13 protein-coding genes and 3 pseudogenes are annotated in these 14046 nt (G+C 44.4%); 13 read left to right on the plus strand and 3 right to left on the minus strand.

Going from position 1 to position 14046, the window contains the following annotated elements; all coding sequences use genetic code 11:
- Positions 1-3 precede the first annotated feature (3 nt).
- The 12 genes and pseudogenes from kbaZ to AC0L66_RS21005 all read left to right on the plus strand — a co-directional run bounded on the left by kbaZ (position 4) and on the right by AC0L66_RS21005 (position 9163).
- On the plus strand, positions 4-1287 hold the full coding sequence (kbaZ, locus tag AC0L66_RS20950; protein WP_473570752.1) for a tagatose-bisphosphate aldolase subunit KbaZ: 1284 nt from the start codon (positions 4-6) through the stop codon (positions 1285-1287).
- A 9-nt stretch (positions 1288-1296) separates the two neighbouring features.
- Positions 1297-2461 (plus strand): annotated as a pseudogene (locus AC0L66_RS20955) (SIS domain-containing protein).
- A 13-nt stretch (positions 2462-2474) separates the two neighbouring features.
- A pseudogene (agaV, locus tag AC0L66_RS20960) lies at positions 2475-2974 on the plus strand (PTS N-acetylgalactosamine transporter subunit IIB).
- 15 nt (positions 2975-2989) lie between these two features.
- The gene (agaW, locus tag AC0L66_RS20965; RefSeq protein ID WP_428751970.1) at positions 2990-3760 is read left to right on the plus strand and encodes a PTS N-acetylgalactosamine transporter subunit IIC; all 771 of its coding nucleotides are present in this window, start codon (positions 2990-2992) and stop codon (positions 3758-3760) included.
- Positions 3750-4004 (plus strand): hypothetical protein, encoded by a 255-nt coding sequence (locus AC0L66_RS20970; RefSeq protein WP_473570754.1) that lies wholly within the window; start codon positions 3750-3752, stop codon positions 4002-4004. The genes agaW and AC0L66_RS20970 overlap by 11 nt, the downstream gene beginning before the upstream one ends.
- Positions 3934-4656, plus strand: coding sequence for a PTS system mannose/fructose/sorbose family transporter subunit IID (locus AC0L66_RS20975; protein WP_473570755.1), 723 nt, complete (start codon positions 3934-3936; stop codon positions 4654-4656). Before AC0L66_RS20970 ends, AC0L66_RS20975 begins: the two co-directional genes overlap by 71 nt.
- A gap of 46 nt (positions 4657-4702) precedes the next feature.
- Positions 4703-5146 carry a PTS galactosamine/N-acetylgalactosamine transporter subunit IIA gene (agaF, locus tag AC0L66_RS20980; protein ID WP_428751968.1) on the plus strand — a complete coding sequence of 148 codons (444 nt, stop codon included), beginning with the start codon at positions 4703-4705 and terminating at the stop codon, positions 5144-5146.
- 3 nt (positions 5147-5149) lie between these two features.
- Positions 5150-6307, plus strand: a complete 1158-nt coding sequence (gene nagA, locus AC0L66_RS20985) for an N-acetylglucosamine-6-phosphate deacetylase (protein ID WP_473570936.1) — start codon at positions 5150-5152, stop codon at positions 6305-6307.
- Positions 6308-6323: 16 nt separating this feature from the next.
- Positions 6324-7154, plus strand: coding sequence for a 5-dehydro-4-deoxy-D-glucuronate isomerase (kduI, locus tag AC0L66_RS20990; RefSeq protein ID WP_473570756.1), 831 nt, complete (start codon positions 6324-6326; stop codon positions 7152-7154).
- A 157-nt stretch (positions 7155-7311) separates the two neighbouring features.
- Positions 7312-8362 (plus strand): annotated as a pseudogene (locus tag AC0L66_RS20995) (glycoside hydrolase family 88/105 protein).
- A 74-nt stretch (positions 8363-8436) separates the two neighbouring features.
- The gene (locus AC0L66_RS21000) at positions 8437-8856 is read left to right on the plus strand and encodes a sugar-binding protein (protein ID WP_473570758.1); all 420 of its coding nucleotides are present in this window, start codon (positions 8437-8439) and stop codon (positions 8854-8856) included.
- Positions 8840-9163: a sugar-binding protein gene (locus AC0L66_RS21005; protein WP_473570759.1), complete on the plus strand. Its 324-nt coding sequence runs from the start codon at positions 8840-8842 to the stop codon at positions 9161-9163. Before AC0L66_RS21000 ends, AC0L66_RS21005 begins: the two co-directional genes overlap by 17 nt.
- 173 nt (positions 9164-9336) lie before the next feature.
- On the opposite strand, the gene AC0L66_RS21010 is transcribed toward AC0L66_RS21005, so the two are convergent.
- The 3 genes from AC0L66_RS21010 to AC0L66_RS21020 form a co-directional block, all read right to left on the minus strand.
- Entirely contained in the window at positions 9337-9855 is a 519-nt protein-coding gene (locus tag AC0L66_RS21010; RefSeq protein WP_473570761.1) for a regulatory protein ToxS, read from the minus strand.
- Between the two features lies 1 nt (position 9856).
- On the minus strand, positions 9857-10741 hold the full coding sequence (locus tag AC0L66_RS21015; protein WP_473570762.1) for a winged helix-turn-helix domain-containing protein: 885 nt from the start codon (positions 10739-10741) through the stop codon (positions 9857-9859).
- A 115-nt stretch (positions 10742-10856) separates the two neighbouring features.
- Positions 10857-12320, minus strand: coding sequence for an OprD family outer membrane porin (locus tag AC0L66_RS21020; RefSeq protein ID WP_473570764.1), 1464 nt, complete (start codon positions 12318-12320; stop codon positions 10857-10859).
- Between the two features lie 323 nt (positions 12321-12643).
- On the opposite strand from AC0L66_RS21020, the gene AC0L66_RS21025 reads away from it, so the two are divergent.
- A complete protein-coding gene (locus tag AC0L66_RS21025) occupies positions 12644-14023 on the plus strand; it encodes an autotransporter outer membrane beta-barrel domain-containing protein (RefSeq protein ID WP_473570766.1) in 1380 nt (459 codons plus the stop codon).
- The last annotated feature ends 23 nt before the right edge of the window (positions 14024-14046 follow it).

A 14046-nucleotide genomic window follows, 5' to 3' on the forward strand; every position in this document is an offset into this window, starting at 1 on the left:
TACATGAACACCCTTTTAAATATTATTCAACGTCATAAGCAGGGAGAATGCAACGGCATCTATTCCGTTTGTTCTGCTCACCCGCTTGTTATTGAAGCTGCGTTACTGCAAGCCAAAAATGACAACTCTGTATTATTGATCGAAGCTACGTCAAATCAAGTCGATCAGTATGGTGGCTACACTGGAATGACTCCAGAAGATTTTCGAAACTTCGTTTTTGAATTAGCTGAAAACTGTCAGTTCCCCCTATCTAATCTTATTCTAGGCGGTGACCATTTAGGTCCAAATCGCTGGCAAGACCTGCCTGCCTCTGAGGCAATGGTTAAAGCTGATGCATTGATCGCTGCGTATGTCGCGGCTGGATTCAAGAAAATTCACTTAGATTGCAGCATGTCATGTTCGGATGATCCGGTGCCGTTGAACGATGAAATTGTCGCTAAACGTGCGGCTCGATTGGCGAAAATTGCTGAAACGACCGCGACTCAAGAGTTTGGTCAAAGTGATGTGGTTTACGTCATTGGTACTGAAGTGCCAGTTCCTGGCGGAGCAGCTGAAGAGCTTGAAGAGCTTGAAGTGACGACTGCGGAAGCCGCAACGGAAACCATCAATAGCCATCGCGTTGCATTTGAAAATGAAGGCATCTCTGACTGTTGGTCACGTGTTGTTGGACTCGTGGTCCAACCTGGTGTTGAGTTTGATCATACGTCAGTTATTGACTATCGCCCAGAAAAGGCGACTGAGCTTAGCAACATGATAGAGCAACATGAGCACATGATTTTTGAAGCTCATTCTACCGATTACCAAACATTGCAAGCCTATCAAGATCTTGTCCGTGACCATTTTGCCATCCTTAAAGTGGGGCCTGCATTAACGTTTGCTATGCGTGAAGCGTTATTCAGTCTTTGCAATATTGAAGAAGAAATTGTCACAAAAGCACATTGCTCACACCTTAAAGAGCAAATTGAACAACAAATGTGTTTGAAGCCGGATAACTGGAAAAAATATTACCAAGGTGACACTCATCAACAACGTTTCGCCAGAAGCTACAGCTTTAGTGACCGTATTCGTTACTACTGGCCTGATGAAGCTATTGGTGTGGCACAAAACAAACTGTTTGAGAACTTAACTCAATCAGGGTTGCCTTTCCCGCTTTTAAGTCAGTACCTACCTGACCAATTTAATGCCATTCGTAGTGGTGCACTACAAGGCACGCCAAAAGCGGTTGTTATCGACAAAATTCAGCAAGTACTTCGTTCTTATGCGAAGGCCTGTAAGCTTCAAAACTAAGGAAAATCAATGAACAGTTATCTAGGTTATACCGAATCTGAACTTAACGAAAATAAAGGTTACTGGACTGCAAAAGAAGTCATGCAGCAACCACAATGCTGGCGTAAAACATTCGATATCGTTAATGAGTGTCGTACTGCGCTTAATGACTTTTTAAGCCCAATCATTAATCAACCAAACTTTAGAATCATTCTAACGGGGGCGGGTACGTCGGCTTTTGCAGGACGTGCAGTGGCGCCAGCATTAACCAAAGTCACAAAGCATCGTATCGATGCCATTGCGAGTACTGACCTTGTTTCTAATCCAGCAGAGTACTTTTCTGAGGATCACCCAACGTTATTGGTTTCTTTTGCTCGTTCAGGCAATAGCCCTGAAAGTGTGGCAGCTGTAGAGCTGGCAGATCAGTGCTTAACTAATTGCTATCACTTGTTCTTAACTTGTAATGCAGAAGGTGAGCTTTATAAAAGCAGCTTAAATAACGAAAAACGTTTCGCATTGGCAATGCCGGAAGAAAGTAATGACCAATCTTTCGCCATGACCTCAAGTTTCACTTCGATGATGCTTTCACTATGTATCGTTTTTTCCGAAAATACTTTCAATAAACAAGAAATCGAAAATATTTGCGTGAATTCTGAGGCATGGATCAACGAAATTAATCCGGTATTGACTAATATGTCAGGCGAATATGTTGAGCGAGTAATTTACCTTGGTAGTGGGGGATTACAAGGCTTGGCACAGGAATCTTCGTTGAAGCTTCTAGAGCTGACTGCGGGCAAGATTGTGTCTTGTTTTGACTCTCCACTGGGCTTCCGCCATGGACCAAAATCTATCGTTGACGATAAAACAATCATCTTTGTTTTTGTTTCTAACGACCCCTATACGCGTAAATATGATCTTGATTTGATTGCTGAATTACGTCGAGACAACATTGCCAAGCGGGTGGTTGCAATCACGGCTCAAGCCGATGATATCTCTGTCGATGAAAATTGCTCTCTTGTCCCAGGCATGTCTGCAGCTGCCGATGTACAACTCTTATTCCCTTATATCACTTTTGCCCAAATCTATGCATTCCATAGCGCATTGGGCCTTGGAAATACCCCCGATAACCCTTGTCCAACCTAGTGAAGTAAACCGCGTGGTTCAAGGTGTGAATATCCATAAATTAAATAATTAATAAAGGTATGACTATGACTTCACCAAATATTGTATGGACCCGTATCGACGAACGTTTGCTACATGGCCAAATTCGTATTACTTGGGGTAAACACACAGAAGCGAACTTAATCCTAGTGGCGAATGATGACGCCGCTGAAGGGCCAAACGCAGCCTTTATGCAAGCAGGCATGAAAGCATCAGCAGGTGGCGAATACGCCGTGCGTTTTTCTCTATTCAAAAAACCATTGAGGTGATTCACAAAGCCTCGCCAAAACAAAAGATTTTCGTTTTATGTAATACCCCTGAAGATGTTGCTCGCCTTGTTGAAGGTGGTGTGCCAATCACGCACTGCAACGTGGGCAACATGCATTTCCATGAAGGAAAACAGCAAATTGCAAAAACGGTATCAGTAGATGCTAAAGACATTGCAGCGTTTGAGCGTTTAACTGCGAAAGGCGTGACATGCACGATTCAAAATACACCCGACCAAACACCAATTGATGTTTTGGAACAAGCGAAAGCGACGGCATAACCGAGGACTTAGACGATGGTAATGGAAGCACTTCTGGTCGCACTTTGGGCGTTTTTTTGTGGTATCGATAAATACGATGTCGCATTAAACATCCACCGACCACTAATTACAGGCCCTGTAGTGGGCCTGATCATGGGAGATATGCAAATCGGCCTTATCGCTGGTGCAACTCTTGAACTTGCATGGCTTGGCTTAGTGCCAAACGCAGGAGCTCAGCCGCCTGATGTCACGCTAGGTACGATTGCAGCAGTTGCGTTTGCAGTGATGACAGGTCACTCAGCAGAAGTGGCGATGGGTGTCGGTATGCCGATCGCGGTTCTTATGCAAATGCTAGTAATTGGTTTCTTTGCGATGACATCATTCACGATGGGTAAAGCAGACCGATTTGCGGAGCGGGGGAATAGTGGCGGCATAGATATGTTGTTGATTGTCACTATCACGTTACGTGCCCTACTTTACGCTGTGGTTGCATTTGTCACTGTTTACTTCGGTGAGCAAGGGGCGAAATGGATTGATGAGAACGCGCCAACGGTCATTCTTGAAGGCCTAGGTATCGGTGCTCGTATGGTTCCGGCAATTGGTTTCGCGATGCTTCTTAAAATCATGTGGTCGAAAGAAGTGGCGGGTGTGTTCTTTATCGGTTTCGTTATGACAACGTATTTAGAACTACCAATTATGGCAGTAGCGGTAATCGGTGCATCAATCGCGGCTCTGTACTACTTCTTTAGCGGCAATGGCGACTCTAACAATAACAACCAGGTTGAGGAATTTGAAGATGGCATCTGATACCACACTACTTGACACTTTGGACGTGAAAACGGGCAAAGAAAATGACCAACACGTAAGCCTTATTGACGACGTTGATGGTTATGAAGATACAACGGTTAGACAGGTTATTAGCAAGAAAGATTTGTGGATTTGTTCAATTCGCGGACTTTTCATGGAAGGTAACTTTAACTTTGAGCGTATGCAAGCTAGGTGGTTTCGCTTACTCAATTATCCCAGCACTGAAAAAAATTCACGGCAATAACAAGCGTGACTTTGCTAAAGCACTAAAGAACCACCTTCAGTTCTTTAACGCGAGTCCAAAACTATTTACGTTCCTATTAGGTACTGCGATAGCGATGGAAGAGAACAAAGAAAAGCCGTCTACGGTTAACGTGGTTAAAGTCGCAGGCATGGGGCCAACAGGCGGAATCGGTGATGCGATTGACCATATGACGTTAATGCCACTGACCCTTGCTTTAGGTGCATCGATTGCACTTGAAGGGTCGATTGCTGGTCCGTTTGTGTTCTTTATCTTATACCAAGCCGTGCACTTTTTTGTTTACTTCTGGTTGATGTTCATGGGTTACAAGGCGGGTACAGCTGCCATGGTGAACCTAAGTGGCGCCACGGAGAAGTTGGCTAAAGCAGCGAACATTATGGGTATCTTCGTTATTGGGGCCTTGTCCGCCACCTTTATACGGGTACAGACCACCGCCACCTTGGAGTTGGGAGGGGCAGTGGTTAATCTGCAAACCGATCTCTTCGACAAGATAATGCCAAACTTATTACCGCTTGGTTTGGTGTTCTTAATGTTCAAAATGGTGAAAGGAACAGGCTTCTGGGCTAAACCACCTGTTCTTATCTTCTCAGCCTTGATCGGTGGTGTCATCGGTCACGCTCTCGGTATTTTGTAAGTGTTATAGAGGGGCGTTCGCCCCTCTCTTTTCTTGAGGTTTTATTATGATAGGTCTGGTTATCTCCGGTCACCTAAACTTTGCGACGGGTATGCAATCTGCAATGCGTGCAATCGCTGGTGAACAGCAACATGTTGAGTTCGTCGATTTTCTTGAAACAATGTCTACTGATGACCTTGAAGTTCAGTTAAGAGCGGCACGAGATAAAGTGGAAACGGGTAGTGGTGTGTTGTTTCTAACAGACATTCCAGGTGGTTCGCCGTGTAATCGTGCAATGACGATTATGATGGATACGCCTAATGTTGAATTGCTGGCTGGCGTAAACTTACCGATGATTGCCAATGCTGCTTTTGAACGCGAAGACACAACGTTAAACGAGCTAGTTGAGACGTTGCAAGAAATTGGTATCAGCTGCCTTCAAGACATGCGTAAAGTGCTTGAAGAGTCTATGAAAGCAGAGCCAGTGTTGTGCGATGAGGAAGGATTATAAGTGATGACTTTTGCTGTGAAGTGTGCACGAACATTTACTGGCGCTGGTATTGAATCAGACAGTTATGTTGTGATAAATAGCGGCAAAGTCGAAGCGATAACTAAGCAGAAACCAGAAGGTATGCCTGTGCATACCTTCCCAAATCTCTCTTTATTGCCTGGCTTTATCGATATTCATATTCACGGACGCGGTGGTTCGGATGTTATGGATGCCTCCACCGAGTCTTTACAAACGATAGCCAATGCACTTCCTGAAACGGGTGTTGTTGCATGGGTAGGAACGACGGTCTCTGCGCCATGGCAGGATATTCTTGATGCATTGAGTAACGTTAAGCGCTACCTGACTGAAGACCAGAAACACGGCGCTCGTCTCCTTGGTAGTTTCTTAGAGGGGCCTTATTTCACTGAACCCAATCGAGGTTCTCACCCAACTGCGTTTTTAAAGTCGGCCACCATTGCTGAATTGGATGAGTTGGTCGCTGTTGCTGATGGCACGCTAATGCGTGTGGCGATTGCGCCCGAAACAGAGGGTGCGATGGATTGTATCGAATGGTTAAAACAGCGAAATATTCAAGTTTCTGTCGCCCATACCGCTGCCGATTATGCCCAAGTCACAGAAGCTTTCCATAAAGGCGCCGATTGTGGTGTTCATCTGTTTAATGGCATGAGTGGCTTGCATCACCGTGAACCGGGCTGTGCTGGCGCTATTCTTTACCACGACATGCTAGCGGAATTGATTGCCGATGGCGTTCACGTCAACCCTGTCATGATGCAACTCGCTTATCGCATGAAAACCTATCAAGGCATTGCCCTTATTACAGATTGTATGAGAGCAGGTGGTCTAGAAGATGGAGACTACCAACTGGGCGCGCAAACCGTTTCAGTCAAAGATGGCCAAGCCAGAACAAAATGCGGTTCGTTAGCGGGCAGCACTTGTAGCATGGACCAAGCCGTTCGCAACATGATCTTTAGCGCGGGCGTTCCTGAATGGGAAGCGGTTCAGATGGCGAGCTCGGTACCGGCTAAATACCTTGGTCTAGACAATCAGCTTGGCAGCATTGCTGTTGGTAAGAACGCCTCGTTTACCTTGGTCGACAACGACCTAAATATACATCACACCATGATTGATGGTGATTGGGCATACCAATCCGTAAGTAAATAAAATTTCAGGGATAATTATGAATATTCGTCAACCGATCCACAGTGATCATGCTAAGCAACTGGATACCGCGGGGATCCGTGAGCAATTCTTGATTGAAGACATGTTCCAGCCAGATGCGATCAATCTGACATACAGCCACATTGACAGAATTATTGTTGGTGGCGCAGTACCTACGGTTAGCGCATTGGCGCTGCAAGGTGGCAAAGAGTTAGGCGTTGATTTCTTTTTAGAGCGTCGTGAATTGGGTGTGATCAACATTGGTCAACCAGGGATCATCACGGTTGATGGCGTCGAGTATGAGATTGGTACTCGCCAAGCCCTTTACGTTGGTAAAGGGGCAAAAGATGTCCAATTTAGTAGCGTATCGGCAGAGTCTCCAGCGCGTTTCTATATTAACAGCGCACCTGCCCATCAAACTTACCCAACGCGTAAAATTGGCGTTGAAGATGCGTCGGTAGAAACGTTAGGTTCTCCTGAGAATTGTAACGTGCGAACCATCAATAAGTATTTGCACCCAAGCGTACTGCCGACGTGTCAGCTATCAATGGGCTTAACAGAACTCGCACCAGGAAGCCTTTGGAATACCATGCCATGCCATACCCATGAGCGTCGCATGGAAGTCTATCTCTATTTCAACATTCAAGCGGATAACTTGGTATTCCATTACATGGGCGAGCCACAAGAGACTCGTCATATTGTGGTTCGCAATGAACAGGCGGTAATCAGCCCAAGCTGGTCGATACATTCCGGTGTCGGTACCGCGGCGTACACGTTCATATGGTCAATGGTCGGTGAAAACCAGACATTCCATGATATGGACCATGTAAAAATGAGCGACTTGAAATAGCAAAAAAGTAACGACTAGCGTGAGGAAATAACGCTGCTCCCTTTTTAATCTGTTATTTGAAAGTCATCTCGTAGATAGAATTATTAATTTTAAAGAACAGTAATAAGGGCAAATACAGCTTGTTGGTTTTACTGTTTCTTTAGATAAGGATTGAATGATGAGCTTAGGAACAAAAGAAGAAATTTTGGCGACGATGAAGCGTGTGTATCGCTATCAAGCCAACAATCAAACACGTAGTGTTATTCGTCGTAGTGGTAAAACGCGCTTTATTAAAGATACCGATTGGGAGCGTGGTGTGTTTTGGTCGTGTACATCGGCGGCTTGGAAAGCAACGGATGACAATGAATATCTTGAAGGTGTTTTAGATTACGCCCTTCATACTCGGTTTCAGAACGGGCCCAAATGCCCGCTTTGCGGATGACCATATCTGTTGCCAAGCGTATATCGATGTATACCCAACGGTGGATCAAATTGAAGCGCTAGAACCAACCATCAAAGCACTCGATATTATGGTTAACGACCCAGCGCCTGGCCGTAAAGACTGGTGGTGGTGTGACGCACTGTTTATGGCTCCACCTTCCTTTGCGGCGCTCTCTCAGCAAACGGGCGATGAGCGCTACCTAAACTATATGCACACCGCTTATTGGGATAGCGTTAATCATCTATTAGACCCTGAAACCGGTTTATTTTACCGAGATCACCGTTATATTCCAGACGGCAAAGGTGGAGAGCTACGTGAAAGCAATGGCGAAAAAGTATTTTGGAGCCGTGGTATTGGCTGGGTGTTAGCGTCAGTACCTCGTTTAATGGAGCGTATGCCAGAAGATTTTCATGGCAGAGAGCAGTACTTGGCCATATACAAAGACCTTGCGGCTGAAGTGATTAAGTATCAGCAGGCAGATGGTTTTTGGCGAACAAGCTTGCTAGACCCAGAAAGCTTCCCAGCACCAGAGAGCAGTGCTACATCATTGTTCTGTTACGGTTTAGCGTGGGGCATCAATAATGGTCTTTTGGACCGTGAAATCTACATGCCAGTGGTAGAAAAAGCATGGACAGCGCTACAGCCATGTATCCATGAGAATGGAATGATGGGATGGGTTCAACTGCCAGCGTTCAATCCACGAGATGTTAAGTTTGAGCACAATATTGACTATGGTGCGGGTGCCTTTATGTTGGCGGCCTCTCAAGTCGCAATATTGAGCGAGTAATTACATAGTTAGCGTTTACAAGGCCGATTTTGACTTGATTGAAATCGGCCTTTTTATTAGTAAAGGAAATAAATATGATAAAGAAATTAGCACCAGCGTTACTGCTCCTTAGTGGTTCACTTATTGCTGCTGAAAAAACTAACGATATTGAAAATATTTACCAAATCCAATACACAAAAATAACGCCACAACTCGGTGATAAAGACAGTAATACACTCTGGGAGAGTGCCAATACGTTAACGAGCTTTACATTACCTTGGCGAACGACTACACCACCAAAAACTCAATTTAAAGCACTTTGGAACGAAGACGCTATCTATATTCGTTATATCGTAGAAGATCGCAATGTTGTCATTGGAAGTGATCCACAGCGTGGCGCATTAGATTCTGATCGTGTGGAAATCTTCTTAGCGCAAGACCAAGCAGTTAACGAATTACTATACCTTGGAAGTGGATGCCACCACCCAGTTTTACAGCATGCACGCTCAATATGATCAAGAAGCGAAAAAGATCGGCAGTCGCGATGATGTCTGGCATTGGGACAAGGTTGAAACTTATGGTGACACCACACCTGATGGTTATCATGTAGAAATGAAAATCCCACTAGAAACGATTTCAGATCTCAAGCTTTGGCAAAATGATGATCAAACCCAACTTCTGTGCGCTCTGATGAGGGCGGAGTTTTCCAAAATGGAGAATGGTGACATAGACATGGCGTGGATGACTTGGATCGATCCGAATACCCCAAAGCCTAACTTCCATAATCCAGGCACATTTGGTGAATGTCAGTTAGTCAAATAGTGGACCGTCTCTGATATAGATTGCCACTTGTAATCGTAAATAAGGGTCGCTTGGTAGCGACCCTTATTAATATAGTTAATAGTTAATAGTTAATAGTTAATAGTTAATAGTTAATAGTTAATAGTTAATAGTTAATAGTTAATAGTTAATGGCTAATAGCTAGCTAGGATGAATTAGCGAGAAAACAGTAATGAAGATTCTTGGCTTAAATTGGTCAAAAGAAGCGTTTTGTTGTTTACGATGTCCACTCGGCGACTTTGTTGCGCTTCAATTTTCAGAAATTGCATGATAATAGCGAGTTGCGATTTAGTTAGTGGCTCGGATGGGTTAACGCTCGTATCTTTAAACTCATGGGGAGAGACTAACAGATAATTATCGGTCACTTTCCACGTACCAAACTCAGATATTTTTATCAGTGATGCCTCTTTTGAGGAATCAGTTGACCACTGCATTGACGATTCTCGAAAGTATTCGCCATTGGGTAAGTAGCGAACGTTTGCCGTGATTTTCAAGTGACGTAAGGGGACGATTTCAGTGTCCAGATAGTGATGCTCATTGACCACGCCTGAAATATGAGTTTGCCATTCATTGGCCGTGAGGGCTCGCTCTATTTTTCGATCGCTCTTGTTATATAGCCAAAAACTGAATATCGCCGAGGTGAAAAATAAAGCGAAGACATACGACCGTTTCATATTATACGTCTCGTGTACATATATTATTTAGAAGGCCGGATGTGGTGCTAAATAGATGCATAGTTGTATTCTGGCTTGACTGCTCAACGGAGTGAATGAAGTTGAGAGCGAGTTGGGCACTTTTTCCACCAGTGACGATGACTTCGGTTGGACGTTGGTCCTGCGGTATCTCTTGAGTGTAGTTGGTTACGCATCGTTCAATGGTTGAGTGCCACTGAGACAGCGTAGCGTGTGGCGTAGAAGTGACGATGTTTATGCTATCAATTTGGCCAAGCGATTGAAACGATTGGGTTGGTGAATCTGCATAGGCGTAGGCCAAAATTGGCAATAGTAGGGTTGCAACGATCACCGCCCACATTGCACGTAGTGACGAAGGCGGTTTAATGGCTGGAACAATATCGACTACTGGTTCTGATTTCATGACGGTAGTTGATGCCCAATTTTGGTTTTCCACCACGGAGTCACACCAATCGGGAACGGTCGTAGAAAGTGGTATTGGTGCTGCCTGAAATGATGCAGTTTCTTCGGAAAACTCGTCCGTTTCTGAAGGTTGAATAGACGCGATGAGCTTATAGCCTCGTCTTGGAACTGTCTTAACAAAAAGTGGTGTTTTTGTTGGGTCTTTTAGCTGCTTTCTAAGTGTGGATATGGCTTGAGTTAGACTTGAATCTTCCACTTCAATTCCTTGCTCACGCCAAACAAAGTCATGAAATTCACTGCGGCTTATGATTTCATTAGGGCGTGCAATGAGCAGTTGTAAAATACGGTTTTCGTTGTTGCCCAGCTTTACTTCTTTATCGTTGTTGGTTTGATCCACAAGTGAGTGGTTAACTGGATTGAATAGATAAGTTTGGCCGAGAATGAATGTCTTCCCTGAATGATTCATGATGTTTTCTCGCTATTTGAAAGTGATTAATTCTGATAATTGAAATGGTACAAATAATAAAAGTCGTAAAGCTAAATAAGCTAGCCTATTGAATAAGCTAGCTTTTATGGTTTTTTTATAGGTTAAACTTGTAGCTTAGAGCAAACTTGGTTGCGGTTCTGTCACCACGGTTCGGGAATGGGTCATTGTCAATGACGCCAGCCATCGTATCGTCAGGTCTAAAGAAGGCTTGTTGCAGATTAAAGACGACACCTTTGAACATACCAGTGCGTGGGCGGTAACGGATCGTGATTGCGTGTTCTTCTTCACGGCCGTAGTCTGTCCCACCTGATATCTTGTTCATGACCGGAGCTTCGCCCCAGTGATAACCATATTCAATGAACAGATCGGGCTGACCAAAGTTACGGAAGTCATATTTGACTTGCACAACTCGAGCATCCTCACCATCACGTCGGAATCCATGGTAGTTACCGTTGGTTGGTAGGTTGAGGTAACCTTTTGCGTTACCAAAGCCGTAACTAAAGGAGCCGTTACCACCTTGTTTAGGAGCATCGATATGGGTGAAACCGTACATAAATTCAAAGGCATCGTGCTGAACGCGGAATTCGTAGGTAGCGGCGGACGCGTAGCTATCGAAGGCTGCCATGCCTTTCTTGACATCTTCTTCCCATAAATCGCCTGCGGCTTGGTTATAGTAGTATTGCCCTTTCATATAGACATTGGTCATGGCAGATAAGTTATGGCGATACCACACTTCCGCATGAGAACGTCTTAGGTAATCTTGTGCTTCACCATATGCCGCACGATAGCCTGCATTTTGGTAGTTTTTACGTATTCTCATCGTGTATAGATAGTCGTACGTGAGTGGGTTGGGGTCGTAATAGTTGGAGTTACCCGTTAGGTTGCCCATCTTGGCTTCATTACCACCCATAAAACCGGTGACGAAACCTGCGTCAAAGGTATAGCCGTTTTGCGAGTGCTGCATCATGGCGCCACGGTAGCTTGATAGTAGTGCACTGTCCAAGTCTGCCGACGTAATCATACCGGTATTAAAGAAACCATCACCGACGCGAGCGTAACCACGATCTCGTCCTTTACCCCAGTCGAGTCGGACGTTGGCAACAGCAAGCTTGCCATAGCCACTACTATCATTACATTTGTATTGTCCTTTATAGGGTTCACCGCCTGTCCAAAAACAGTCTTCACTGATGAATATTTTTTCACCAGCGTTCCAGTTATGAACGTCACCTGGATAAGAGGCACCAAGCTTAAACATGTGGTTGTAGCCCAAATCAAAGCTCATCGCGAGAGTGTTGTCTTTGGAAAAGCCCGCTTTGCCTGAACTGTAAAATAAACCGACCGATTGCCCCCACTCATATTGGCGATACATACCATCCACATTTGCATCTGGATAGCGAGTATATCTTTCAGTTGTTTTCAAATGATTCAAAAAGGTCATTGAAACTTGTTGCCCAGCAACAAGTTCATTATAAAATTGGCCAACTGTTGTTGCAGTTGCCGTGGGAATATTTGATAACAAGGTTATCGCAGCTGTCATGGCAAAAGCATTAACCTTCATGGTTTTGCTCCTTTCGCTGCCTGCTTTTAAAAACATGGGTTACATAGTCTCCACAATTTTCTTAATCCAAAAATCGAATTCGCCGTTAATGGTTCATTGGATGCCAAAATCTTGTGGATAATCTTACATTATGTTTTCGAAATCTTTCGTGTTATCCATCACGAAAATAAAAATAAGGTATAATTCAAAAATAACGTCGTGATCACTGAAAATATAATTGAAATATTATAGATTGAAAGCATGTGAAAGCTTTGGTTCATTTGACGCTTTTAATTACGGAATTATTAACAAGTTTAACTTTTGTTTTATTGCACGAGGAATTCATGATGGCAGTACAGCATGCCAGCCAGATATCATCACGGTCTAAACTATCAATCGCGGTGTTGTTTGGTTTATTTTTTGTTTCAGCTCAATCTAATGCTGAAAGCAGTACACACTCATATGACGCATTACCGTCGACAACGCTTTATTCATTGGCGAATAAAGGCGGGGTTACTGGTGAAGCCGCTTGGTCTCAATATCAAGTGGCTGCGACTTCGAGTTCTGTTGTTGATTCTGCAATTAGAGGTGGCGCAGATTCAACCGAAGCTTACGTATTAAATACATTGCTAGAGCAAGCGCAAGCGAGTGGCAATACCGAGCTACTTGCTTTGTTGTCATCGGCAACCACCGATGAAGAAGCGGCTCGTTTAGCTCGAACCATCACACCAGATCGCAGTGGTGCGAATGTTTATGCCGTACTTCAATCGCAAGAACTGTTTGCCAATGCCATAAAGAAGCGAACTCGCGACAATATTCTTGGTATTCCAGCGCAATCGAACTTTTGGGTTAGTGCGTTAGGCAACGACCAAACCTCTTATGTTACTTCTGATGGCGCAAATCGATACGATGGGTTTAATTCTTCATCAGCGGGTGCGGCATTGGGTTTTGATAAAATTCTAGCCAGTGGCAGTCTTGTTGGTTTGGCATTTAGCCATCAATACATTGAAACTGGTTCACGTATGTCGACGAGTTCTTCCGATATAGCGACGTTTCAAGCCGCAGTCTATGGTCAAACCATGTGGCAAGATGTGAACTTTTCTGGCCGAGGCATTATTGGCCGCGGTGCGCACAAAATGACGCGTACCATCGAAGGCGGCTCAAGCTTTGCTGGGCATGATAATGCTGATGGGCGTACTCATAGTACGACTACCGCTTTTCAGTTAGATATGAGTTACCCACTTTATGTCTCAAGCTTCTCTATCGTTCCTGTGATGTCTGCCAGTTATAACACCGTGATGTTGGACGGCTATTCCGAAGATTATGTTCGTGAGTACAACAACAACGGCGTGTTAACAAAGTCGACAGGTTCCGCTGCGGCACTTGTCTATGACACTCAGTTTTACGACGAGTTATTGCTTGGCGTTGGCTTAGAGCTGGGTCATACCTGGTTTACCGGTATTGGCGCGATTCATACTAGGCTAGGTGGCCATGTTAACTACGACACGCTGGATAAGGATTTAACTGTTACGGCGCGTTTAGCGAGCGGTGGCGATAGCTTTACTGTCAAAGCAAACTCTAGAGAAAATATCCGTTATCAAAGTTACCTCGATATGATGCTAGAAACGGATGGACGCTTTTCGTACAGCCTAGGTGTTCAGTATGACTGGGATGACACATCAAAAAATGCCATGGCGTACGGTCGTGCGATTTACTCCTTTTAATCCCCCATTAAAGACAGACTTTT

This window comes from Vibrio sp. GJ43-1 (assembly GCF_055808835.1).

What these genes read in the sequence shown, in the direction of transcription:
- kbaZ (WP_473570752.1), top strand. Translation starts at nt 4, where the DNA reads ATGAACACCCTTTTAAATATTATTCAACGTCATAAGCAGGGAGAATGC.
- agaW (WP_428751970.1), top strand. Translation starts at nt 2,990, where the DNA reads ATGGTAATGGAAGCACTTCTGGTCGCACTTTGGGCGTTTTTTTGTGGT.
- AC0L66_RS20970 (WP_473570754.1), top strand. Translation starts at nt 3,750, where the DNA reads ATGGCATCTGATACCACACTACTTGACACTTTGGACGTGAAAACGGGC.
- agaF (WP_428751968.1), top strand. Translation starts at nt 4,703, where the DNA reads ATGATAGGTCTGGTTATCTCCGGTCACCTAAACTTTGCGACGGGTATG.
- nagA (WP_473570936.1), top strand. Translation starts at nt 5,150, where the DNA reads ATGACTTTTGCTGTGAAGTGTGCACGAACATTTACTGGCGCTGGTATT.
- kduI (WP_473570756.1), top strand. Translation starts at nt 6,324, where the DNA reads ATGAATATTCGTCAACCGATCCACAGTGATCATGCTAAGCAACTGGAT.
- AC0L66_RS21000 (WP_473570758.1), top strand. Translation starts at nt 8,437, where the DNA reads ATGATAAAGAAATTAGCACCAGCGTTACTGCTCCTTAGTGGTTCACTT.
- AC0L66_RS21005 (WP_473570759.1), top strand. Translation starts at nt 8,840, where the DNA reads ATGCACGCTCAATATGATCAAGAAGCGAAAAAGATCGGCAGTCGCGAT.
- AC0L66_RS21010 (WP_473570761.1), bottom strand. Translation starts at nt 9,855, where the DNA reads ATGAAACGGTCGTATGTCTTCGCTTTATTTTTCACCTCGGCGATATTC.
- AC0L66_RS21015 (WP_473570762.1), bottom strand. Translation starts at nt 10,741, where the DNA reads ATGAATCATTCAGGGAAGACATTCATTCTCGGCCAAACTTATCTATTC.
- AC0L66_RS21020 (WP_473570764.1), bottom strand. Translation starts at nt 12,320, where the DNA reads ATGAAGGTTAATGCTTTTGCCATGACAGCTGCGATAACCTTGTTATCA.
- AC0L66_RS21025 (WP_473570766.1), top strand. Translation starts at nt 12,644, where the DNA reads ATGATGGCAGTACAGCATGCCAGCCAGATATCATCACGGTCTAAACTA.